This window comes from Phenylobacterium sp. (assembly GCF_013911965.1).
Lineage (GTDB): Bacteria > Pseudomonadota > Alphaproteobacteria > Caulobacterales > Caulobacteraceae > Phenylobacterium.
Window position 1 is genome coordinate 1 of sequence record NZ_JACESE010000017.1, and the last position, 21100, is coordinate 21100.

19 protein-coding genes are annotated in these 21100 nt (G+C 69.9%); 13 read left to right on the forward strand and 6 right to left on the reverse strand.

Translation table 11 applies throughout. From position 1 onward, the window contains the following. Positions 1 to 145 precede the first annotated feature (145 nt). The gene (locus tag H2041_RS15510; RefSeq protein WP_293414336.1) at positions 146 to 685 is read left to right on the forward strand and encodes an OmpA family protein; all 540 of its coding nucleotides are present in this window, start codon (positions 146 to 148) and stop codon (positions 683 to 685) included. Positions 686 to 740: 55 nt separating this feature from the next. Here H2041_RS15510 and H2041_RS15515 read toward each other — a convergent pair whose 3' ends face one another. Beyond that, positions 741 to 980, reverse strand: a complete 240-nt coding sequence (locus H2041_RS15515) for a hypothetical protein (protein ID WP_293414185.1) — start codon at positions 978 to 980, stop codon at positions 741 to 743. 98 nt (positions 981 to 1078) lie between these two features. On the opposite strand from H2041_RS15515, the gene H2041_RS15520 reads away from it, so the two are divergent. The 4 genes from H2041_RS15520 to H2041_RS15535 are packed head-to-tail and all read left to right on the forward strand — an operon-like array spanning position 1079 to position 5760. Then, the gene (locus H2041_RS15520) at positions 1079 to 1312 is read left to right on the forward strand and encodes an acyl carrier protein (protein ID WP_293414210.1); all 234 of its coding nucleotides are present in this window, start codon (positions 1079 to 1081) and stop codon (positions 1310 to 1312) included. A gap of 23 nt (positions 1313 to 1335) precedes the next feature. Next, positions 1336 to 2265: a class I SAM-dependent methyltransferase gene (locus H2041_RS15525; RefSeq protein WP_293414212.1), complete on the forward strand. Its 930-nt coding sequence runs from the start codon at positions 1336 to 1338 to the stop codon at positions 2263 to 2265. A 19-nt stretch (positions 2266 to 2284) separates the two neighbouring features. Beyond that, a complete protein-coding gene (locus H2041_RS15530; RefSeq protein WP_293414214.1) occupies positions 2285 to 4180 on the forward strand; it encodes an HAD family hydrolase in 1896 nt (631 codons plus the stop codon). Beyond that, a complete protein-coding gene (locus tag H2041_RS15535; protein WP_293414216.1) occupies positions 4177 to 5760 on the forward strand; it encodes a hypothetical protein in 1584 nt (527 codons plus the stop codon). The genes H2041_RS15530 and H2041_RS15535 overlap by 4 nt, the downstream gene beginning before the upstream one ends. Before the next feature lie 12 nt (positions 5761 to 5772). On the opposite strand, the gene H2041_RS15540 is transcribed toward H2041_RS15535, so the two are convergent. From H2041_RS15540 to H2041_RS15550, 3 genes are read right to left on the reverse strand one after another with little or no spacing between them, the layout of a single operon-like run. Next, positions 5773 to 6330: a DUF6692 family protein gene (locus tag H2041_RS15540; RefSeq protein ID WP_293414218.1), complete on the reverse strand. Its 558-nt coding sequence runs from the start codon at positions 6328 to 6330 to the stop codon at positions 5773 to 5775. Then, on the reverse strand, positions 6327 to 6785 hold the full coding sequence (locus H2041_RS15545) for a DUF305 domain-containing protein (RefSeq protein WP_293414220.1): 459 nt from the start codon (positions 6783 to 6785) through the stop codon (positions 6327 to 6329). The genes H2041_RS15540 and H2041_RS15545 overlap by 4 nt, the downstream gene beginning before the upstream one ends. Then, positions 6782 to 7441, reverse strand: coding sequence for a cytochrome c (locus tag H2041_RS15550; protein WP_293414222.1), 660 nt, complete (start codon positions 7439 to 7441; stop codon positions 6782 to 6784). Before H2041_RS15550 ends, H2041_RS15545 begins: the two co-directional genes overlap by 4 nt. Before the next feature lie 216 nt (positions 7442 to 7657). Here H2041_RS15550 and H2041_RS15555 point away from each other — a divergent pair, with 216 nt between their 5' ends. Together H2041_RS15555 and modA are read left to right on the forward strand one after the other, a co-directional pair. Next, positions 7658 to 8449, forward strand: a complete 792-nt coding sequence (locus H2041_RS15555; RefSeq protein ID WP_293414224.1) for a DUF2189 domain-containing protein — start codon at positions 7658 to 7660, stop codon at positions 8447 to 8449. 68 nt (positions 8450 to 8517) lie between these two features. After that, the gene (gene modA / locus H2041_RS15560; RefSeq protein ID WP_293414226.1) at positions 8518 to 9264 is read left to right on the forward strand and encodes a molybdate ABC transporter substrate-binding protein; all 747 of its coding nucleotides are present in this window, start codon (positions 8518 to 8520) and stop codon (positions 9262 to 9264) included. A gap of 6 nt (positions 9265 to 9270) precedes the next feature. Here the strand turns inward: modA and H2041_RS15565 are convergent, their stop codons facing one another. Beyond that, positions 9271 to 10329, reverse strand: coding sequence for a hypothetical protein (locus tag H2041_RS15565; RefSeq protein WP_293414228.1), 1059 nt, complete (start codon positions 10327 to 10329; stop codon positions 9271 to 9273). Between the two features lie 278 nt (positions 10330 to 10607). Between H2041_RS15565 and H2041_RS15570 the strand changes: the two genes are divergently transcribed. After that, on the forward strand, positions 10608 to 12515 hold the full coding sequence (locus H2041_RS15570) for a DEAD/DEAH box helicase (protein WP_293414230.1): 1908 nt from the start codon (positions 10608 to 10610) through the stop codon (positions 12513 to 12515). On the opposite strand, the gene H2041_RS15575 is transcribed toward H2041_RS15570, so the two are convergent. After that, complete coding sequence (locus tag H2041_RS15575; RefSeq protein ID WP_293414232.1) at positions 12512 to 14257, reverse strand: acyl-CoA dehydrogenase; 1746 nt, start codon at positions 14255 to 14257, stop codon at positions 12512 to 12514. The genes H2041_RS15570 and H2041_RS15575 overlap by 4 nt on opposite strands. A gap of 121 nt (positions 14258 to 14378) precedes the next feature. Between H2041_RS15575 and H2041_RS15580 the strand changes: the two genes are divergently transcribed. From H2041_RS15580 to H2041_RS15600, 5 genes are all read left to right on the forward strand, one after another. Further along, positions 14379 to 15311: an L-threonylcarbamoyladenylate synthase gene (locus H2041_RS15580; RefSeq protein WP_293414338.1), complete on the forward strand. Its 933-nt coding sequence runs from the start codon at positions 14379 to 14381 to the stop codon at positions 15309 to 15311. A 24-nt stretch (positions 15312 to 15335) separates the two neighbouring features. Then, the gene (locus tag H2041_RS15585) at positions 15336 to 16745 is read left to right on the forward strand and encodes an FAD-binding oxidoreductase (RefSeq protein ID WP_293414234.1); all 1410 of its coding nucleotides are present in this window, start codon (positions 15336 to 15338) and stop codon (positions 16743 to 16745) included. Positions 16746 to 16797: 52 nt separating this feature from the next. Then, positions 16798 to 17580 (forward strand): peroxide stress protein YaaA, encoded by a 783-nt coding sequence (yaaA, locus tag H2041_RS15590; protein WP_293414236.1) that lies wholly within the window; start codon positions 16798 to 16800, stop codon positions 17578 to 17580. Between the two features lie 26 nt (positions 17581 to 17606). Continuing rightward, positions 17607 to 18404: a 3-hydroxybutyrate dehydrogenase gene (locus tag H2041_RS15595; RefSeq protein ID WP_293414238.1), complete on the forward strand. Its 798-nt coding sequence runs from the start codon at positions 17607 to 17609 to the stop codon at positions 18402 to 18404. Positions 18405 to 18732: 328 nt separating this feature from the next. Beyond that, positions 18733 to 20889 carry a P-loop NTPase fold protein gene (locus H2041_RS15600; RefSeq protein ID WP_293414240.1) on the forward strand — a complete coding sequence of 719 codons (2157 nt, stop codon included), beginning with the start codon at positions 18733 to 18735 and terminating at the stop codon, positions 20887 to 20889. Positions 20890 to 21100: the final 211 nt, after the last annotated feature.

The window sequence follows — 21100 nt, forward strand, 5'->3', positions numbered from 1 at the left end:
CGGCGGCCGCCCTATGGTCAAGGCGCCCAGGTTTGGCCCCAGTCGCGCCATCACGGGGCCGTGAACGCTTCGGCCAATGGAGCGTTGCTGCAGATGGGGAGGGATCTGCAATGGAAGCAGGAAGGTGATAGTCTTGACCAAACCGATGCTGAAATCGGCCGCCACGGCCAGCGTGATCGTCCTGGCCGGCCTCATGGCCACGGGCTGCGCCACCAAGGGCTATGTGAACGAACAGGTCGCCACCGTCGACTCGCGGGTGACCGAGGTCCAGGGCACCGCCGGCGAGGCTCTGGCCCGCGCCAAGGCCGCCCACAAGCTGGCCGAGGGCAAGTTCCTCTACGAGGTGGTGCTCTCCGACGACTCGGTGAAGTTCCCCACCGACAAGGACCAGCTCTCGCCCGAGGCCGAGGCCCGGCTCGCCGAGCTCGCCCAGCGGCTCGGGGCCGAGAACCGGAACGTCTATCTGGAGATCCAGGGCCACACCGACGCCACCGGCGAGGAGGCCTATAACGAGGAGCTCGGCGAGGCCCGCGCCGAGGCGGTCCGCCGCTATCTCTCCAAGGCCGGCGTGGCGCTCAACCGCATGGCCACCATCTCCTATGGCGAGGCCGAGCCGGTCGCGCCCAACGACACGCCCGAGGGCCGCGCCCAGAACCGGCGTGTGGCCATCGTCGTCCTGAGCTGACGACCCCGGACGCGGAGGGCCGCGCGCGAACCGCCGCGGCCCTCCCGTTCGCCTGTCACCGCCGGCCGCCGCCCACGAACTCCTCGGCGCACCGGATGAAGACGACGCCGTCGCCGGAAATCCACTGGCCGCCCAGCCGGACGGGCCCGCGGTCGGGCGGACTCACGGCCAGGCCGTTGGCGCGGCGCGGCTCCAGCCCGAACTCCCGGCGCGGCTGGTCGAAGACGAAGGCCGGATTCTCGCCCAGGCGCACATAGCCGGTGCGCGGCGCGCCATCGAGGCTGGTCTCGATCATCTGGCCGCCGCCGGCTTGACCCGCCAGCCCATATCGGCTTCCTGACCGGCGAGGTTCGACGCCGCGGCGTCGCGACTCAGGCTTTGGGGGAGAGCGTCGTGACCTTTGAAGAGCTGCGTGTGCTGATGGCCGACGTGTTCGAGTGTGACCCGGCGCAGATCACGCCCGACGCCACGCCCAACACCGTCGTGGCCTGGGACTCGCTCCGCCTCTTGGACCTGCTGCTGGCGATCGAGCAGGAGGCCAATGTCGAGATCTCGCCCGAGCGCATCGAGGAGATGATGAGCGTCCCGGCGATCCTGGCCATCGTCAACGAAGCGAAAGCCGCCTGAGCGGTTGTGACGCGACGGGTGCGATGAAAACGGTGGGCCGCGAACAACTCGACCGGGTGGTCCAGGGCGTCCTGAGACAATGGCCCGAACACGCCAAGTTTCTGGAGCAGAGCCTGGCCGGCTATTCGGCCGATGAGCTCGCCCTGCTGGATGGGCTGGCCGGCCGCGTCCTGCGCCTGATGGGCGACGAGGCGGGCGACTACTATGCCAGCTACCGTTGGATGTGCGGCGAGATCAACAAGGAGACCTACTTCTTCAAGAAGCACGGGCGCTACCGCCTCGCGACTTTCGAAGAGGCCGACCGGGAAGTCTATTCCAACGGTCCCTTCATGAAGAAGTATGTGGAGGGCATCCTCGCCTCTCAGGTGCTGTGGAAGAACCACAGCTCCGCCTTTCTCTATTTCCGGCAGGACTTCCTGCCGCGCCTGCCTGAGGGCTTCCGCTATCTCGAGGTGGGACCGGGCCACGGCCTCTTCCTGTCCATGGCGGCTGAGGATCCTCGCTGCGCCCGCGCCGTCGCCTGGGACGTCAGCGAGGAGAGCCTGCGCCAGACGCGTGCGGCCATCGCGGCCATGGGCGTCGAGGCGCGCGTCGAACTCGACCGTCAGGACATTCACGCGCCGACCCGCGCGCCCGAAACCGACGGGACCTTCGACGGCGTCGCGCTTTGCGAAGTGCTGGAGCATCTGGAAGAGCCGCGGGAGGCGCTGGCTTCCCTGGGCGCCTTCCTGGCGCCGGAGGGGCTGCTCTATGTCAACGTGCCGCTGAACAGCCCGGCCCCTGACCACATCTTCCTTCTGCGGGACGAGGGCGAGGTGCGCGACCTGTTCGACGCCGCCGGGCTGGAGATTGTCGACCTGAAGCTCGTCCCCATGACCGGCTACGACCTGGCGCGCGCCCAGGCCCAGAACCTCACCGTCTCCTGCTTCGTTCTCGCCCGGCGGGGCCGGTAGGGCGCCAGGGCAGGACGCCATGTCGGACATCGCCGCACATCCTGGCGAGACGGACCGCGACGCCATCGACCGGCTGCTGGACGCCGGCGACGCCTACGGCGCCCGTCTCGCGGCCCGCCGTTATTGGGCGTCCAGCCCCAACGCCTCGGCGGCCCGGTTCCTGAAGGCCCGCTACGGCCGCCTGTGGCCCGAGCCCGCGGCGGAGCCCTTCCGCCTGGCCGTCCTGCGCAGCTTCACGCTCGAACCCGTCCTGCCCCTGCTTGAGGCCGAGGCCCTGCTGGCTGGACGCCGCCTGGAGACCTGGATCGGCGAGTTCAACGCCTATGGCCAGGAGATCCTCGATCCCGCCAGCGGCCTCTACGCCCATCGACCCGACGCGGTGATCCTGGCGGTCCAGACCCGCGACATCGCGCCGAGCCTCTGGCGCGACTTCGACATGATGGAGGAGGCGGAGGCCCGAGCTGCGGCCGACGAGGCTGCGCGGCTATTGATCGACCTGCTGGAGGCGCTGCGCGCCCGCACGCCGGCGACCCTTGTCGTCCATGGCCTGGAGAAGCCCCTTCACCCGTCCGAGGGACTGCTGGGCGTCCGGAAGACCTTGAGCCAGGACGAGGCGATCGAAACCGCAAACCACCTGGTCCGCCGCTGGTGCGCCGACCAGGCGGGCGTCGTCTTCCTGGACTACGACCGCCTGCAGGCGCGCCACGGCCGCGCGGCGTTCTTGAGCGAGACCAAGTGGGCGGCCGCCCGGCTGCCCCTCAGCGCTCCGGCGCTGGGTTGGCTGGCGGCGGCCTGGTGGCGTCATCTCGCCCCCGTCGCCCTGCCGCCGGCCAAGGTTCTGGTGCTGGACCTGGACAACACCCTCTGGGGCGGCGTCCTGGGCGAGGATGGACCTGACGGCGTGCGCCTGGGCGACGAGCCGCCCGGCGTCTTCTTCAAGGCCTTCCAGCGCGCGGTCCTCGAAGTGTCGCGCCGGGGCGTGCTTCTGGCCGTGGCCAGCAAGAACAATCCGGACGAGGCGCTGGCCATGATCGACCAGCACCCGCACATGCTGATCCGCAGCCGGCACCTGGCGGCGGTGCAGATCGGCTGGAAGACCAAGGCCGAGGGCCTCATCGCCATGGCCGGCGAACTCAACCTCGGCCTCGACAGCTTCATCTTCGTCGACGACAGCCCCTTCGAATGCGAGGGCGTGGCGCGGGCGTTGCCGCAGGTGGAGGTGCTTGCCCTTCCTTCCGACCCCGCCGACTATGTGGCCGCGCTGAACGGCGTGTCCCGGCTCGAACGCCACGCGCTCACCGAAGAGGACGGGGCCCGCAGCCGCTACTATGCGGACGACCGCCAGCGGCGCGATCTCCAGGCCCAAGCCACGTCGCTGGAGGCCTTTCTCGCCTCGCTCGCCATTGAGGTCGAGGCCGCGCCGGTGGACGCCGCCACGCTGGCGCGCGCCGCCCAGCTGACCCAGAAGACGAACCAGCTCAACACCACCACCCGCCGCTATTCCGAGGCCGAGCTGGCCGCCCATCTGCAGCGTCCGGACGCGATCGCGCTCAGCCTTCGCGCGGCCGACCGGTTCGGCGACAACGGCATTGTGGGCCTCGCCGTCGCCACCCTGGCGGGCGCCGCCTGTGAGATCGACGTGCTTCTGCTCAGCTGCCGCGTCATCGGTCGCCGGATCGAGACCGCCCTGTTGGCGGCGCTCGCCCAAGCCGCACGGGCCCGCGGCGCCGAGACGCTGCGGGGCTGGTACCGCCCCACCGCCCGCAACGCCCCCGCCCGCGACATCTTCCGCGACGCCGGTTTCGACTTGGCGGAGACTGCGCCCGAGGGCGACCTTTGGGGCTTCCCCCTCAAGCGCGCTATCCAAGTCCCCGAATGGATCGTTCTGCGCAACCTCGCGACGGCGGACTCATGACCCTGCTGTCTGCGGCCTCGCCCCTGGCGAGCTATCAGGCCGGACGGGCCGACGAGGCCCTAGTCCTGGCGGAGCAGGTCCTGGCGCAGGATCCATGGGCGGCCGAGGCGCATCTCTGCCGGGCGCTCATCGCCATACGCCGCGATTCCATTCCCGAGCTCGCCGAAGCCGCGCGCGCCTGCCTCGCCGCGCGGTCAGGCCTCTGGTTCCTGGAGCGCGTGCGCGCCGATTTCCAGCGCATGGGCGTGCCGGGTCTGCGACGCGAAATGGCCCTGCACCTCGGCTCGATCCTGCGCTCGGGCCTCGGTCCGCTCGGCCCCGTGCTCAAGGCCGAACAGCGTCGCGGCGATCCCGCCCAGATCAATGTGGTGGGCACGAGCTATGTGCGCAGCTTCGGCGGTAACGCGGCCTTCTTCCCGTTGTTCATCGGCATGGGCCCCAGCACCTTGCTTCTGACCGAGGAGACCAGCGCCGCGGTGCGGCGCAAGTTCCAGGAGAACCTGAAGCGGGTGGACCCGCGTCGGGACACCGTTCTCGTCCTGAACGGCGATGTCTATTACCACGCCACCAACCTGCTCGGCCTGCGCGACCCGGCCGACACGGCCCCCACCGCGGCGGATCTGGCCCTCATGGAGACGGTCGCCGCCCGTCACCGCCCGATCCTGGAGGACGCCTGCAAGCTGATCGAGGGGCGGGCCATGCTGCTGTGCAGCACGCCGACCTACAGCCCCTTGATGGACGCCCTTTCCGCACACCTCAATCCGCGGCTGCGCGAGGTCTGCGAGGCCGCCGGCGTGACGTTCCTCGACTGGTGGGACCATCTGGCCGATCCGCAGACCCAGCATCTGCGCGCCGAATACAGCGCCAACGCCTATCCTCAGGATGTCCACTTCTCGCTCGCCACGACCGAGCTCTTCATGCGGCTGCTCAAGGCCGAGGGCGTGCTCCCGGAAGCGGCCGCGGCGGCGGCCGACTTCGAATGGACGCACGTCTTCGAATGCCAGATCGATCCCGGCGAACGCACGCGAATCTGGTGCGAACCAGGGGTGTCGCCCAACAACGCCATCCACTCCCACAAGATCGCCGCATCTCACCTTGGCCAGCGTGTGAGCGACCTCGTCAGCTGTCTCGCGGCGCTCAGCCCCGGGCAGACCTTCGCGATGGTGAACGTCCGTGACGCCTTCCTGCCGGTCACGATCCCCGCCGCGCTTCATTCCGGCGTGTTGGCTCTGACCGACACGGCGGCGAACCTGCGGGTCGGGCAGTCGGTTCTGGACTTCTACGGCCGCACCGACGTGCGCCTTCAGGTCCTCGATGAAGACAGCCTGGCCGCCGTGGATGGGCAGCGGTTCACCAACGTGGTTGTGGAAATACACCCCGACACCGCCGAGGCCGACGAAGCGCGCGCCAACGCCTTCCTGCGCCGGATCGGGGGCTGCGACTGCGTCGTCGTCGCCAGCCCCTTCGAGGCGCGCTTGTCCAATCTCGACCTGCAGGGCAAGACCCCCAACGTCTCCAAGAACGCCAATCGGCACCTGCCGGAGGTCTGGCGCGACTACGCGATAGTCGTCGCCCGCTGATCTCGCGCCGGCCTATTCGGCCGCGGATCTCGGCCCGTCGCACGTGTAGTAGCCGCGAAAGCCGGCGTTCAGGCCCTGGTCGAGGGTGAGCGTCAGGTCGGCCTGGCGGGTCTCTGCGGCTTCGGAGGGCGCGGTCGCCTCCACGGGCGCGACCTGCGCCGTCACGCCGCCGGCGCTTAGGGCGGCGCCGTCGATGAGGCTGGCGTAGCCGCCGGCCTCCTCGGCGGTGAGTTCGATCAGCCGGCCGTGGATCTTCATCACCCCGCGGGCGGTGACGCCCCCGGTGTTCGGGGCGCGGATGACCAGAACCGGGTCCGTCCCGCGGGTGAGCGAGAACCCGCAGCCGGGGCCGGGCGCCAGCACCTTGTCGATTTCGGCCTGGTTCAAGGCGGAAGGGTCGGTGGTGGCGATCTCGGCGCTTTCCACAGCCTGGTCGGCGGGAACCAGCGGCGCGCCGTCCTCGGCCTTGGAGAGGGCCGCGTCCGGCTCGCGCGCCGGAGCGGTGTTGCGGTCGCAGGCGCCCGCCAGCAGCGGCAGGGCCGCGGCGGCCAGGATCAGGGGCGTCCTCACTGGCCTTCCTCCTTCTCCAGCTCGGCGATCAGGTACTTCATCTCGGCGATCTCGCGCCGCTGGGCGGCGATGATCTCGTCGGCCAGCTTGCGCACCCGCGGATCGGTGATCTGGGCCCGCTCGCTGGTCATGATGGCGATGGAGTGGTGCGGGACCATGGCCCGCATGTAGCTGACCTGGCTCACCGTCGCCTGACTGCGCACCAGGAAGAGGGAGCCGGCGAAGACCACCGCCGCGCCGGCGAAGATGGCGATGTTGGCGGCCCGGTTCTTGTACATGCCCAGCATGAAGCCGAGCATGATGACGGCCATGGTCGCCCCCATCAGGATCGCCATATAGACGCGCGTCTCGCTGAAGAGCACGTGCTCGAGCCGGTAGGTGTTCAGGTACATCAGGCCGAACATCACCACGGTCGAGGTGGCGATCATGGCGAAGAAGCGCTTGTAGGACATCATCGGGCGCCCTCCTCGTCCGACGCCGTCGCCGAGGCGGCGGGCGGAGGCCGGGCGCCTTCGGTTCCGCCGTCATGGTGGCCGCCGCCGCCGGTCAGGGCTGCATATTCCTCCGGCGTCATGGCCGGCAGCTGCTTGACGAAGGCGGCGAGGTTCCAGAGCGCGGCGTCGTCATGCGTCGGGCCGAAGGCCGGCATGCCGCTCATCTTCACCCCGTGCTTGGCGATCCAGAAGACCTCCTCGGTCCGCCATTCCTCGGCCGCATGGGTCAGGTCCGGCGGCAGGGGCAGCATGCCGCGGGCCCACTCCGCCCGCCGCGCGCCCGGCGCGCCGTGGCAGTGGGCGCACATGGCCGCGAAGGCTCGGCCGCCGGCGGCCAGATCCGGATTTCCCGGCGGCTGGCCGACCTCGCCCGCGCGCCCTTCGACGCCGTTGCGCATGGCCGTGCTCAGGGCCCATCGCGTGACCGGCCTGTGGTCCTGGGTGGCGGCCGGGTTGAAGGTCCCGCCATAGACGGTGACCAGCCCCGCCACGATCAGCACGCCAAGCGTGGCGGCTGCGCCGATCGCGCCCGCCCACAGGGTCTCGCCGCGGATCGCCGGCGGCTTCGCCTTCCGCCCGCCCTCGCCGGAGGGCTTCTGCTCGTGCTCTTCAGCCATCGTGGGTCTCCTGGCAAATACCCCCGACGGGTAGGCCAACGCACGAGCCGCCGATTCCGCTGCCTGGGGAGGAGCAGCCCCGTCGTGCAACCGCGCGACGTGTCGCGGCAGGGGGCGCTTGTGCGGCCGCCCGGCGCGCGTAAGCTTCACCGCAACGACACCGAGAGAACCGCGCCCGACCGGGCCTTCCGGCGAGGGGCGGTCGGGAGGCGAGACATGACTTCACCCCAGGCTTCGGCCGCTCCGGGACAAGCCCGTGACGGCTTGCCGCCGATCCGCACCATCGGCCTTTCCGCGCCGTTCGCCTGGCTGGCGGGCGGCTTCGCGGACCTCTGGCGCGCGCCGGGGCCGCTGCTGGCCTACGGCCTGGCCCTGGCCCTGGTCAGCGCCGGCCTGTGCTGGGGGCTCTATGTCTCCAACCTGGCCTTCTGGGTGCTGATCCTGACCTTCGGCTTCGTCTTCGTGGCGCCCATGCTGGCCATGGGGCCCTATGAGGCCGGCCGGCGGCTGGAAGCTGGCGAGCCGGTCTCGCTGCCGGCCGTCCTCTTCGTGCGGCCCGCCTTCCGGCAGGACGTGGCCTATCTCGGCCTCGCCCTCCTGCTGATCTATCTCTTCTGGGGGCGCATCGCCCAGATCGTCTTCGGGCTGTCGACCTACCAGATGTACGACACGGTCGACGCTTTCGTCGCCTTCGCCCTGCGTTCCGCCGAAGGCCACAACATGCTGCTGGCCGGGACCCTGGTGGGCGGTGTGATCGCCTTCTTCACCTATGCGCTGGTGGTGGTGGCCGCGCCCCTGCTGCTGAACGGATCGGCCAACGTCTTCGTGGCGGTGATCACCAGCTTCCGCGCGGTGGCGGCCAATCCCGGGCCGATGCTGCTGTGGGCGGCGATCCTGGCGGTCTTCATCCTCGCCTCGGCGGCGACCGGTTTCCTGGCCTTCGTCATCGTCTTCCCCTGGCTGGGTCTCGCCAGCTGGCGCGCCTATCGGGCGCTGGTGGCGGAATAGGCCGGACCGGCGCTGGCCGCGGGGCCGCGCGCGTCCTACATCGAGCCGGTCTCTTGCCGGGAGGTTCGATGAAGCTCGTCCTGCGCGCCCTCCTGGGCCTCGCCGCCGCACTGGCCGCCGCCGGCGCCGCCGCAGGCGCGGAGGTGCGGGTGGCGGTCGCCGCCAACTTCACCGAGCCGGCCCAGGAGATCGCGCGCGGCTTCGAGGCGGCCACCGGCCACAGGGCGGTCCTCAGCTTCGGCTCCTCCGGGCAGTTCTACGCCCAGATCGCCAACGGCGCGCCGTTCGAGGTCTTCCTCTCCGCCGATCGGGAACGGCCGCAGAAGGCCGAGGCGCAGGGGCTGGCGGTGGCCGGCACCCGCTTCACCTATGCGACGGGGCGGCTCGTCCTCTGGAGCCGGACGCCGGGTCTCGTGACGGGGCAGGCGACGCTCGCCCGCGGCGGCTTCGACAAGCTGGCCATCGCCGATCCCAAGACCGCCCCCTACGGGCTGGCGGCGGTCGAGACGCTGAGAAAGCTCGGTCTCCACCGGCGGCTGTCGCCGAAGCTCGTCCAGGGGGCTTCCATCGCCCAGACCTACCAGTTCGCCAGCGCCGGCGCGGCCGAACTCGGCTTCGTGGCCCTGTCGCAGGTCGCCGGGACCCGGGGCGGCTCGCGCTGGGTGGTGCCGGCCCATCTGCATTCGCCCATCGAGCAGCAGGCGGTGCTGCTCAAGGCCGGGGCCGACGATCCGGCCGCGCGCGCCTTCCTGGCCTATCTGAAGAGCCCCCAGGCGCGCGCGGTGATCCGCCGCTACGGCTACGAGACGGAGTAGTTCCGCCTACTTCGCGGACGCCGCGAGCTTGCCGCCCGGCGCGGCGACCATCATGGCCACGATGGCTTCGGTGACCTTGGGCTCCAGGCCCTCGGTGTGGCCCTTGTCCTTGCGGACCACGTCGGCCACCAGGCGGCCGCCGTCACAGTTGGGATAGACATAGACCTCGGCCGTTCCCGGGCGCGCCGTCGTCCCCCAGACCTTGTAGCCGGCGCGCTGGTAGTCCCAGACGTGGCCCGGCCTCTGATCGACGATGTCTTCGCGCCGGACGCGGGCGTCGCAGCCGTACTTCTGCGCCCAGGGCGAGGTCTCGGGCAGGGTCTCGATCTCGTACTCGCCGATGGCGAAGATGTGGGAGAAGTCGCAGGCCGGCGTCGCGCCAGGCAGGCGGGCCCCGGCGGGACGCGGGTCCGGCGGCGAGCCGTCGGCCTTGGGCGGGCCGAAGGCGGCGACGAAGGGCGCCTGGCCGATGCGGCCGCCCGAGAGGCTGAGCCAGCCGTCGACCTTGTCCTTGAAATAGTCGGAGCAGACGATCCGGCTGGAGGTGAAGCCGCCCTGGCTGTGGCCCGCCAGCCAGAAGGCGGCGATGTTCTGCGGCCCGAAGGCCTCGATGACCATGTCGGAGATGTTCTGCAGATGGGCGTCGTCGGCCGCGGCGTCCCAGCGGCGCACGGCGGGCAGGCCCGGGATCATCGCCTGCTCGGTCGCCGCCGTCGGCGTGGCCACCACCAGGCGGTGCTTGTCCTTGTGGTCCACGGCCGGGAAGTAGTGCCGCTGCCAGTTGCCGATCGAACCGGCGCCGTGGAGGTTCAGGACGAAGACGACCTTCTCGTCCGGCTTCAGGTCGCAGGGGTAGTCGAGGAAGAATTTGCGGCCGGTCTTGGCGTCGACCGCATCGCCCAGCTCGGCCAGCGCGCCGCCCGTGGCGCACTCCGCCCCGCTGCAGCGGGCCGGCGGCGGGTTGGCGCAGGTCACGCCCGCCACGTCCTTGGCCATGGCCGGCCCGGCGGACAGCGCGGCGGCCGCGCCGAGCGCCAGAAGCCCGGTCTTCACCTTGGTCTTCATCCTGGTATTCCCCTGGAAGGCCCGATCTAAGGGATCGGCGCACGTTTTCTTGTTTCAGCCCTCTTCTTAGGCGGGGCTTCGACCACAGGTCCAGAGGCCGCCGTTATGCGACCCATTGGCGACTCGCACATGCGGGCGTGTGTTGCGCGCCCAGATGCGCTAAAGGCGGGATCGAAAAGATACCGGACCTGCGTTTCTCGCAACGGGCCGGCGCCCCGCGCGGGCGCCGGCCTTCGCCGTTTCGGCGTATGCCAGGGTTCCGGACAGAAGGAAGATCCATGCCGTTCCCCGCCACGCATCCGGCGCTCGCCCGGGCGCTCCAGGCCCAGGGCTATGAAGAGCCGACCAGCGTCCAGGCCGCCGTCCTCGAGGCCGAGCCCGGCCGCGACCTGCTGGTCTCCGCCCAGACCGGCTCGGGCAAGACCGTCGCCTTCGGGCTGGCGGCCGCCGACACTCTGCTGGGCCAGGCCGAGACCTTCGGCCAGGCGGCCGCGCCGCTGGCCCTGGTGATCGCGCCGACGCGCGAACTGGCCCTGCAGGTGGCGCGCGAACTCTCCTGGCTCTACGCCTCGGCCCAGGCCCGCGTGGTCACCTGCGTCGGCGGCATGGACGCCCGGCGCGAGCAGCGGGCCCTGGCCGCCGGCTGCCACATCGTGGTGGGCACGCCCGGCCGCCTGCGCGACCACCTGGAGCGGAGCAATCTCGACCTCTCGGCGCTCAAGGTCGTGGTGCTCGACGAGGCCGACGAGATGCTCGACCTCGGGTTCCGGGAAGACCTGGAGGAAATCCTCGACTCCGCGCCGGTGGAGCGCCGGACCCTGCTGTTCTCGGCGACCATCGCCAAGGACATCGCGACCCTGGCCCGCCGCTATCAGCGGGACTCGATCCGCATCGACACCACCCGCCGCGACGAGGCCCACGGCGACATCGCCTATCGCGCCGTACGGGTGGCCCCGACCGAGATCGAGAAGGCGGTGGTCAACCTGCTGCGCTTCTACGAGTCGCCCGGCGCCATGATCTTCTGCTCGACGCGGGAGTCGGTCCGCCATCTCTACGGGGCGCTTCGCGAGCGCGGCTTCTCGGCCGTCCAGCTCTCGGGCGAGCTGTCGCAGAAGGAGCGGGCCGACGCCCTGCAGGCCCTGCGCGACGGCCATGCGCGCGCCTGCGTGGCGACCGACGTCGCCGCGCGCGGCCTCGACCTGCCCGACCTGGGCCTCGTCGTCCATGCCGAGCTGCCGGTGAACAAGGCCGCCCTCCTGCACCGCAGCGGCCGCACCGGGCGGGCCGGCAAGAAGGGCGTCTCGGTCCTGGTCGTCCCCTACACCCGCCGCCGCCGCGCCGAGCAGCTCCTGTCAGCGGCCGGCGTCGACGCCGAATGGTCGGGCCCGCCGACGCTGGAGGAGATCCGCGAGCGCGACCAGGAGCGCTTCCTGGCCGACCCCCTGCTGGCCGAGGAGGCGTCCCCGGAAGATGCGGCGCTCGCCGCCCGCCTGCTGGAGGAGCGGGGCGCGGAGGCCGTGGCCGCCGCCCTCGTGCGCCTCTACCGTTCGCGCCAGCCGGCGCCGGAGGAGGTGGTGGTCGAGGACTTCCGTGACCGCGGGGATCGGGGGCCACGCGACCGCGACGGTCCGCGCGAGCCGCGTGAGCCGCGCGAACCCCGTCAGCAGATGGAAGGCGCCGTCTGGTTCCGCCTGCCCGTCGGCCGCAGCAAGAACGCCGATCCGAAGTGGCTCGTCCCGCTGATCTGCCGCCTCGGTCACGTGACCAAGAAGGACATCGGCCAGATCCGCATCTTCGACCGCGAGACCAAGTTCGAGATCAGCCCGGACGTGGAGGCCCGTTTCCGCGAGGCGATCAAGTCGGCCAGCGGCGGCGACGATATCCGCATCGAGGCCAGCGAACCGCCGGGCCCGGGCGCCGTTCGCCGCGGCCCGCCGACCGGCCGGGGCGGTCCGCCGCGGCGCGGCCCGCCGCCCGGCAAGGAGGGCCGTGAGGACCGACCGCCGCGTCGCGAACCGCGGGCAGACGGTCCGCGGAGCGAGCGTCCGCGCAGCGAGGCGCCTCGCGGCGAAGGTCCGCGTGGCGAGGGTCGCCCCAAGGGCGGTCCGCGTTCCGGCCCCGACCGCGGGCCGAAGCCCGACCGGCCGAAGGGCAAGGGCCCTTGGAAGGGGCCCCGCCGGGGCTAGGCCGACAGGGCTTCGGCGGAGATCGCCTCCAGCTCTTCGGCCCCGGCCGTGACCGCCGCCGCGAGGCCCGGCGCGCCGGCCAGCACATGGGCGGCGTAGTGGCGCAGCAGGGCGGGCTTTGCCTGCAGCCAGGCCTCGTCGGATTCGCCGGCGGCGAGCGCCTGCCGGGCCAGAACGAAGCCCCCGATCACGTCGCCGGCCAGCTTCAGGTAGGGCGTGGCGCCGGCGAGGGAGTCTGCGCCCCGGTGCGACAGCAGCCAGTCGGTCGCCGCCTCCAGCGCCCGCACGCCCTCGGCCAGGCGCCGTCCGGCCTCGACCAGGTCGCGCCGCTCGGTCAGGGCTTCGGCCGTCATGGCCATCTCGGCGCACAGCTCGTCCATCACCGAGCCCTCGGCCATGGAGAGCTTGCGGCCGACCAGGTCCATGGCCTGGATGCCGTTCGTGCCTTCGTAGATCGGGGCGATGCGGGCGTCGCGATAGTGCTGGGCCGCGCCGGTCTCCTCGATGAAGCCCATGCCGCCGTGGATCTGCACGCCCATGGAGGCCACCTCCACGCCCACATCGGTGGACCAGGCCTTGGCGATGGGGGTCAGCAGCTCCTGCCGCGCCTTGGCGCCGGCGCGGCGGGCGGGGTCCTCCGCCAGCCGGCCGAGGTCGGCCAGCACGCCGGTCGTCAGGCAGATGCCCCGCGCGGCCTCGATCTTGGCCTTCATCAGCATCAGGGCCCGGCGGATGTCGGGATGGTCGTAGATGGGCGCCGCCTCGCCGCTCCAGGGCGAGCGGCCCTGGCGCCGGTCCTGGGCGTAGGCCAGCGCCTGCTGGAAGGCCCGTTCGGCGATGCCCACGCCCTCGACGCCCACCTGCAGGCGCGCGGCGTTCATCATGACGAACATGTGGGCCAGGCCCTGGTTCAGCTCGCCCACCAGCTCGGCCCTCGCGCCCTCGAACACCATCACGCAGGTGGGCGAGGCGTGGATGCCCAGCTTGTGCTCGATGGAGGCGGGGGCGAGGCCGTTGCGTTCGCCGAGCGAACCGTCCTCGTTCACCAGGAACTTGGGCGCCAGGAAGAGGGAGATGCCCTTCACGCCAGGGGGCGCGTCGGGCAGGCGGGCCAGCACCAGGTGGCAGACGTTGTCCGTGGCGTCGTGGTCGCCCCAGGTGATGAAGATCTTCTGGCCGAAAAGGCGGTAGCCGCCGTTCCCGTCGGGCTCGGCGCGGGTGGTGAGCGCGGCGAGGTCGGAGCCCGCCTGCGGCTCGGTCAGGTTCATGGTGCCCGTCCATTCTCCGGAGACGAGCCGGGGCAGGACGAGCCGCTTCTGCCGCTCGGTCCCGTGCAGGGCGAGCGCCTCGATGGCCGCCTGGGTCAGCATGGGGCAGAGGCCGAAGGCCATGTTGGCCGCATGCACCATCTCGAAGACGGCCAGCTCCATCGCCTTGGGCAGGCCCTGGCCGCCGTGTTCGGGCTCGGCCGACAGGCTGTTCCAGCCCTGCTCGGCGAAGGCGCGGTAGGCTTCCGCGAAGCCGGGCGCAGCCGTCACCTGGCCGTCGGCGAAGCTCGCGCCCTGCTGGTCGCCCACCCGGTTGAGCGGGGCCAGGACGTCGGTGGTGAAGGCGCCGGCGGCCTCCAGGACCGCTGCGGCCGTATCGGCGTCCAGTTCGGGAAAGTGCTTTGCGGTCAGCTCGTCGAAGCCGGCGACTTTGAGGGCGAAGGCGAGGTCGCGGACGGGCGCGCGGAAGGTCATGCAGGGCTCCGGTGTGGGACGGGCCCTATTTAGGCCGCCTGACCCAAGGTCACCAAGCCGGGGCGACACGAAGGGCGCGATGGCCTATCACCCGGCCCTGAACTGCGGAGACGGGAGCCAGATGGTCGAGGGCCGCGACGGGATCGATGAGGCGCGCACGGCGCTCGCCGCCGGCCGGCTCGTCATCCTGCCGACCGAGACCGTGTACGGCCTGGCCGCCGATGCGGCCGATCCCGCGGCCGTCGCGGCCATTTTCGAGGCCAAGGGCCGCCCGCGCTTCAATCCCCTGATCGCGCATGTGGCCGACCAGGCCATGGCCGAGCGCACGGCCGTCTTCGACGACGATGCGCGCAAGCTCGCCCGCGCCTTCTGGCCCGGGCCGCTGACCCTGGTCCTGCCGGCGGCCGACCCCTCGCCGGTCTGCGATCTGGCGCGCGCAGGCCTGGAGACCGTCGCCGTCCGCATGCCGGCCCACCCGATCGCCCGCCAGGTGATCGCCGCCTTCGGCGCCCCCGTGGTGGCCCCCTCGGCCAATCGTTCGGGCCGGCCGAGCCCGACCCGCTTCGCCGACGCCGTGGAGGAGACGGGCGCCTTCGCCGCCGCGGCCCTCGACGGCGGCGCGTGCGAGGTGGGCCTGGAGTCGACCGTCGTCGCCCTGCTGGACCGTCCGCGCCTGCTGCGTCCCGGCGCGGTGACCCGAGCGCAGATCGAGGCGGTGATCGGCCCGCTGGCCGAGGCGGAGGCCGACGCCAAACGTTCGCCCGGCCGCATGGCCCGCCACTATGCGCCCCAGGCGCCGCTCCGCCTGGACGCGGCCGCCCCCGAGCCCGACGAGGCCTATCTCGCCTTCGGGCCCGATGCGCCGCAAGGCCCGCGGGTGTTCAACCTCAGCCCGGCGGGAGACCTGGCCGAGGCCGCGGCCAACCTCTTCGCCCACCTCCGCGCCGCCGACCGCACCGCGCCGCGGGCCATCGCCGTCGCGCCCATCCCGAAGTCCGGCCTGGGCGAGGCCATCGACGACCGTCTGCGCCGCGCCGCGGGCTTTGTCGGCTGAGCCGCGAAGGACTAGATTTCCGCCATGACCGCGCCCGTTCCCGCCGACGTCCTCTCCCGCCTCAAGGCCGTGCTCGGCGAGGGCGGCTGGAGCCAGGATCCCGACCGCCTCGCGCCCAAGCTCGTCGAATGGCGCGACAGGTGGAGCGGCCAGACTCCCTTCCTGGCCCTGCCGGGCTCGACGGCGGACGTCGCCGCGGTCGTGGGACTCTGCTTCGAGGCCGGCGTCGCCATCACGCCGCAGGGCGGCAACACCGGCCTGGTCGGCGGACAGATCCCGATGGGGGAGGTCCTGCTCTCCACCGAACGGCTGAAGGCGGTCCGGGATGTCGACGCCTTCGACGACGTCATGGTGTGCGAGGCCGGCGTGACGCTCTCCGAGGCGCACGAGGCGGCGCTGGCGAAGAACCGGCGCTTCCCGCTCGACCTCGCGTCGCAGGGGACGGCGACCATCGGCGGGGTCGTCTCCACCAACGCCGGCGGCACCGCCGTGCTGCGTTACGGAACGACCCGGGATCTGGTCATCGGCCTGGAGGCCGTGCTGCCCAACGGCGAAATCTGGCACGGGCTGAAGCGCCTGCGCAAGGACAACACCGGCTACGACCTCAAGCAGCTCCTGATCGGGGCGGAGGGGACGCTGGGCGTCGTCACCGCCGCGGCCCTGAAGCTCTTTCCCGTCCTGCCCTCACGCGCCACGGCCATGGTCGGGCTCTCCGATCCGCGCGCGGCCATCCGCCTGCTGGCGCGGGCCAAGGAGGCGGCCGGCGGCGGGGTGGAGGCCTTCGAACTGATGAGCCGGGTCGGCGTCGACTTCGCGCTGAAGAACATCGAGGGCCAGCGCGACCCGCTGCTGACGCGCCATGCCTGGTACGTCCTGGTGGAACTCGCCTCGGGCGAGCCCGGCGCCGCCGAGGCCGCCATGGAGCGCCTGCTGGGCCAAGCCCTGGAAGACGGCCTGATCGCCGACGCCGCCATCGCCCAGAGCGAGAGCCAGGCCAAGGCCTTCTGGTCCCTGCGGGAGAACCAGTCGCCGGCCCAGAAGCCGGAGGGGGCGACCTGGAAGCACGACGTCTCCGTACCGGTCAGCAAGGTCGCCGACTTCCTGGAGATGGCCGGCGCCGCCGTTCGCGAGATCGCGCCCGCGGCCCGCATCTGCGCCTTCGGTCATGTGGGCGACGGCAACATCCACTACGACGTGCTGCGCCCCGACGGCGGCGATGACGCGGCCCATTCGGCCTTGCGCGACAATGGATCGCGCCGGGTCCACGATATCGTGGCCAGCCTGGGCGGCTCCATCTCGGCCGAGCACGGCCTGGGGGCGATGAAGAGCGCCGAGGCCTTGCGCTACAAGGCGGCGGTGGAAGTGAACGCCCTGCGGGCGATCCGCGCCGCGCTCGACCCGAAGCGCATCATGAATCCGCGCGTCCACTTCTAAAGACGCCGCGCCGTCTTGGCGCCGTCACCAAGTGCCGGCAAAGGACGCCGCCATGTTGTTCGTCCTCTCCCCGGCCAAGGCGCTGGACTTCTCCGCGCCCGACCAGAGCCTGCCTGTCACCCTGCCGCAGTTCCGCAAGGAGACCGCCGAGCTCGCCCAGGTCACGCGCAAGCTGACCGTCGGCGATCTGCGACGCCTGATGTCGTTGTCGGACAAGCTCGCCGAGCTCAACCGGGAACGCTTCCAGGCCTTCGATCCAGAGAGCGAGGACGGCCTGCAGGCGGCCCTCGCCTTCAACGGCGACGTCTATGCGGGCCTGCAGGCGCGCACCATGAAGAAGGCGGACCTCGCCTGGGCCCAGGACCATCTGCGCATCCTGTCGGGCCTCTACGGCGTCCTGCGGCCCATGGACCTGATCCAGCCCTACCGGCTGGAGATGGGCACGCGCCTGAAGACCAGGCGCGGCGCCACCCTCTACGACTTCTGGGCCGATCGGATCGCCAAGGCGCTGAACGAAGCCGCCGAGGGACACGCCGATCCGACCCTGGTCAATCTGGCGAGCCAAGAGTATTTCGGCGCGGTCGATGCGCGCGCGCTGAAGCTGCCGCTCCTCAACATCCGCTTTCTGGAGGAAAAGGACGGCGTCAGCCGCATCGTCAGCTTCTACGCCAAGAAGGCGCGGGGCCTGATGGCCCGCTTCGCCATCGACAACCGCATTTCACGCGTTGAGGAATTGAAGGCCTTCGACCTTGAGGGCTACCGTTTCCTGGCGAGCGAGTCGCAAGCCGGCGAATGGACCTTCATCCGCCCCCAACCCCAGGCGGCCGCCGCCTGACGGCCAACCCCGCGAGGAGCGTTCAGATGGCGATCGACTACGGCATTTCCGGCCACGTGGCCGTCGTCACCGGCTCCACCAGCGGCATCGGCCAGGCGCTGGCCGCGGCCCTGGCCGAGCAGGGGGTGAACGTCATCCTCAACGGTTTCGGCGACCCGGCGAAGATCGAGGCCGACCGGCGCGACCTGCAGGCGCGCACCAACGCCGCCATCCGCTACCACGGGGCGGACATGACCAAGCCCGACGAGATCGCCGACCTGATCGACTATGCGGTGCGCGAGTTTGGCCGGCTGGACATCCTGGTTAACAATGCGGGCGTCCAGCATGTCGCGCCCATCGAGGACTTCCCGCCGGAGAAGTGGGACGCCCTGATGGCCATCATCCTCTCCTCGACCTTCCACACGACCCGCGCGGCCGTGCCGATCATGAAGGCCCAGGGGCGGGGCCGCATCGTCAACGTGGCCTCGGCGCACGGCCTCGTCGCCTCGCCCTTCAAGTCGGCCTATGTGGCCGCCAAGTTCGGCGTGGTCGGCTTCACCAAGGCCATCGGGGTGGAGCTGGCGCGCACCGGCGTCACCTGCAACGCCATCTGCCCCGGCTATGTGAAGACCTCCCTGGTGGAGGCCCAGATCGGCGACCAGGCCAGGTCGCGCGGAATCCCCGAGGACCGGGTGGTCGAGGAGGTCATCCTTGCCGCCCAGCCCAACAAGACCTTCGTCGAATACGACCACCTGGCCGGCCTGCTGCTCTACCTCGTCTCCGACATGGGCGCCTCGGCCACCGGCGCGGCCCTCTCGGTCGACGGCGGCTGGACGGCGACCTGAGGCGGCGCGGCCCGCTGTTCTGGGCTTAACGAAGCACGCCGCCACAGGATAGGGCCTGGACTTCAGGAGTGCTGCAGAAGCGCGACGGCCGCCATGCGCCATAAGCGGCCATTGGGCTCTGCGCCGGAAGCGGACCTTAGATGACGAAAACACCTGGATGCTCGGATGGCGGAGCCCGGAAGGGAGACGGAAGGGCTTAGAGCACGCGTGGAGTACCTTGAGCGGGAACAAAGACCATTCGAAAGAGGTGGGGGCCAGAGAGTCGAACGGTATGGATATCCGCGTTCACGCAGATGAAGTCTGCACAGTGTTGGGCTAGCGTCTGACGATGTCACTGCTCAACGACGCACCCATCGGCGGGCCAACCGACGATCTTTACAGCCTCGATCCCTTTGCGCGGGCCGTCGCGACGAGCATCAGAGGCATGAAGGCGCCCGAGGGACTAGTGATCGCGATCAATGGCCCGTGGGGATCGGGAAAGAGCAGCGCGATCAACCTGATCAGGCACCACCTCAAAGATGCGTTTGATCGTCAGGAGATCGTGCCAATTCCCTTTAATCCGTGGTGGTTCGCTGGGGCCGACGCGCTCACCCTGGCCTTCTTCCACGAATTAAGCGTCGCGATTGGACAGTCGCTGCCAGAAAAGATCCGAAAGAGCCTCGCGCGGATCGGGGGGGGCGTTTCAGCTGCTGGTTCATTGCTCGGAGCAGCCGCCAACTTGAAGGCACCTGGGTCGGGAGGTTTGGTATCTGGCGCCGCATCGTGGATAGGCCAAATCAGCGGAGCGAAGCGCACGGTCGAGCAGGAGCACGCGGTCGTAGCAAAGGCGCTTGCTGACCAATCCCGAACATTTCTCGTGATCATCGACGACATTGACCGGCTCAGCCCAGACGATGCGCTGACGATGTTCAGGCTCGTGAAGTCGGTCGGGCGGCTTCCGAACGTTGTCTACCTGCTCGCATTCGACAGAGCGCTTGCGGAACGGGCGGTTGCAGAGCGCTTCCCCTCGGAGGGGCCAACCTACCTGGAGAAGATTGTCCAGAGCGCATTCGACATCCCGCCACCTCTCGTTGACGTTCTTCGCCACCGGGTGCTGGTGACCGCCGAGGCAGTAATGGGTTCGCCTGCTGAGCGCGACGTGACCCGCTTCATGAACGTCTTCTTTGACGTGGTTGCGCCGCTGCTCATCACACCGCGCGATGTCGTGCGACTAGAGAACGAGTTGAAGGCCACTTGGCCAGCGATCGCTGGTGAGGTCGATCGGGCCGACTTCCTAGCCATCTCAGCCATAAAGCTGGCTAAGCCAGATCTCTATCGGGCCATCCGATCACATGCCGATGAACTTTGCGACGGCAATGCTGGATACGGCGGCCGCGATGCGGGATTGCCTGAGCGATATGATCGTATGCTTAGACTGAGGAACGACGATCCAGACTACCACCGAGATCGACGCGCTTTGATGCGGCTGTTCCCGCGACTTGAGGGTATTTGGTCAAACGTGTTCCACGGTTCGGCGGACCACCACGAGGCGGCGCGACTGCTCTGCTCCCGGAGACACTTCCCGACCTACTTTGCATACGCGACGGGTGAAGATGTCATCCCGGCAGCGCTGATGGCGGAGCTGATCCAGCGGGCTGACGAATCCGAATTCGTCACGCGCTTCTTTCTGGATCGCCTGAAACACACTCGTCGCAACGGCACGACCCAAACGTCATTGGCGCTTGAGGAGGTGACCACCCGCGCGCGCGACATCGAAAAGGACAAGGTTGCACCCTTCGTGGCAGCGCTTTTCTCGGTCGCCGATGAACTTGATGTCGAAGCGGATCGCGCTCGGGGCTTCTCCATCGGCGATAACAAGCTGCGGATACATTGGCTCATCAACAGTCTCGTCAATGAGCGGTTCGACGAAGCGGAGCGCGAGAGAATCTACCAAGCGGCGATTGCGGCGGCTTCGCTCGGGTGGCTTTGCAATTTCGCTCGTCGTTGCGTTCGAGCCTACGAGCCGAGCGAAGATGGGCAGCAGCGTAGAGACCCGCTCGTGAGCGAGGAGATGGCGAAGAGCTTTCAAGAGCTAGCGCTCGATCGCCTACGCGGCGCGGCTCGCGACATGTCCCTTATTCAATCGGGTCAATTGGGGCAGCTTCTCTTCCAATGGAGTGAATGGGGATCCACGGAAGAAGTTCGCCAGTGGACCGACGCAGCCCTCGAACGCGATGATTTCGTGATCCGTATGGCCGAGGAAACTATTTCCGTTGCGTGGACACAAGGAATGGGGTTTGGAGGCCTGGGCGATCGCGTCGCGAGACCGGTGACCAAGGTGAACCTGAAAGCCTACGAGGACATCCTCGATACCGCCCGCCTCGGAACTCGGGTTGCGGATATGCGCGCTAGGACTGGCTTGGATGCCAGTCAGAAGCAGAAGCTCGACGTGTTCGCTGAAGCGCCCCGCGGCAGTCATTCTCGACTGGACGACGACGATGAATGACAAGGCGGCAGCCGCGATACCTATCTTAAGCGGCACGACCACGATCGCCCTCAAGCACAGATGCCCAACGTCGGCCGATCGACTATCGGGGGGCGCGCTTAGACGCGGTGGGTTGCGCTGCAGGGCGGGGCCTTCTGAGGCAAAGCTCTGGCGCACGCCTCGAAAAGATTCTCCCAACTTTGAGTCCAATCCGGTCGTAGCGCAGCGCCTC

Excerpts from the sequence above, each read along its gene's own strand:
- H2041_RS15510 (WP_293414336.1), top strand. The coding sequence starts at position 146 with ATGCTGAAATCGGCCGCCACGGCCAGCGTGATCGTCCTGGCCGGCCTC.
- H2041_RS15515 (WP_293414185.1), bottom strand. The coding sequence starts at position 980 with ATGATCGAGACCAGCCTCGATGGCGCGCCGCGCACCGGCTATGTGCGC.
- H2041_RS15525 (WP_293414212.1), top strand. The coding sequence starts at position 1,336 with ATGAAAACGGTGGGCCGCGAACAACTCGACCGGGTGGTCCAGGGCGTC.
- H2041_RS15530 (WP_293414214.1), top strand. The coding sequence starts at position 2,285 with ATGTCGGACATCGCCGCACATCCTGGCGAGACGGACCGCGACGCCATC.
- H2041_RS15535 (WP_293414216.1), top strand. The coding sequence starts at position 4,177 with ATGACCCTGCTGTCTGCGGCCTCGCCCCTGGCGAGCTATCAGGCCGGA.
- H2041_RS15545 (WP_293414220.1), bottom strand. The coding sequence starts at position 6,785 with ATGATGTCCTACAAGCGCTTCTTCGCCATGATCGCCACCTCGACCGTG.
- H2041_RS15550 (WP_293414222.1), bottom strand. The coding sequence starts at position 7,441 with ATGGCTGAAGAGCACGAGCAGAAGCCCTCCGGCGAGGGCGGGCGGAAG.
- H2041_RS15555 (WP_293414224.1), top strand. The coding sequence starts at position 7,658 with ATGACTTCACCCCAGGCTTCGGCCGCTCCGGGACAAGCCCGTGACGGC.
- modA (WP_293414226.1), top strand. The coding sequence starts at position 8,518 with ATGAAGCTCGTCCTGCGCGCCCTCCTGGGCCTCGCCGCCGCACTGGCC.
- H2041_RS15565 (WP_293414228.1), bottom strand. The coding sequence starts at position 10,329 with ATGAAGACCAAGGTGAAGACCGGGCTTCTGGCGCTCGGCGCGGCCGCC.
- H2041_RS15570 (WP_293414230.1), top strand. The coding sequence starts at position 10,608 with ATGCCGTTCCCCGCCACGCATCCGGCGCTCGCCCGGGCGCTCCAGGCC.
- H2041_RS15575 (WP_293414232.1), bottom strand. The coding sequence starts at position 14,257 with ATGACCTTCCGCGCGCCCGTCCGCGACCTCGCCTTCGCCCTCAAAGTC.
- H2041_RS15580 (WP_293414338.1), top strand. The coding sequence starts at position 14,379 with ATGGTCGAGGGCCGCGACGGGATCGATGAGGCGCGCACGGCGCTCGCC.
- H2041_RS15585 (WP_293414234.1), top strand. The coding sequence starts at position 15,336 with ATGACCGCGCCCGTTCCCGCCGACGTCCTCTCCCGCCTCAAGGCCGTG.
- yaaA (WP_293414236.1), top strand. The coding sequence starts at position 16,798 with ATGTTGTTCGTCCTCTCCCCGGCCAAGGCGCTGGACTTCTCCGCGCCC.
- H2041_RS15595 (WP_293414238.1), top strand. The coding sequence starts at position 17,607 with ATGGCGATCGACTACGGCATTTCCGGCCACGTGGCCGTCGTCACCGGC.
- H2041_RS15600 (WP_293414240.1), top strand. The coding sequence starts at position 18,733 with ATGTCACTGCTCAACGACGCACCCATCGGCGGGCCAACCGACGATCTT.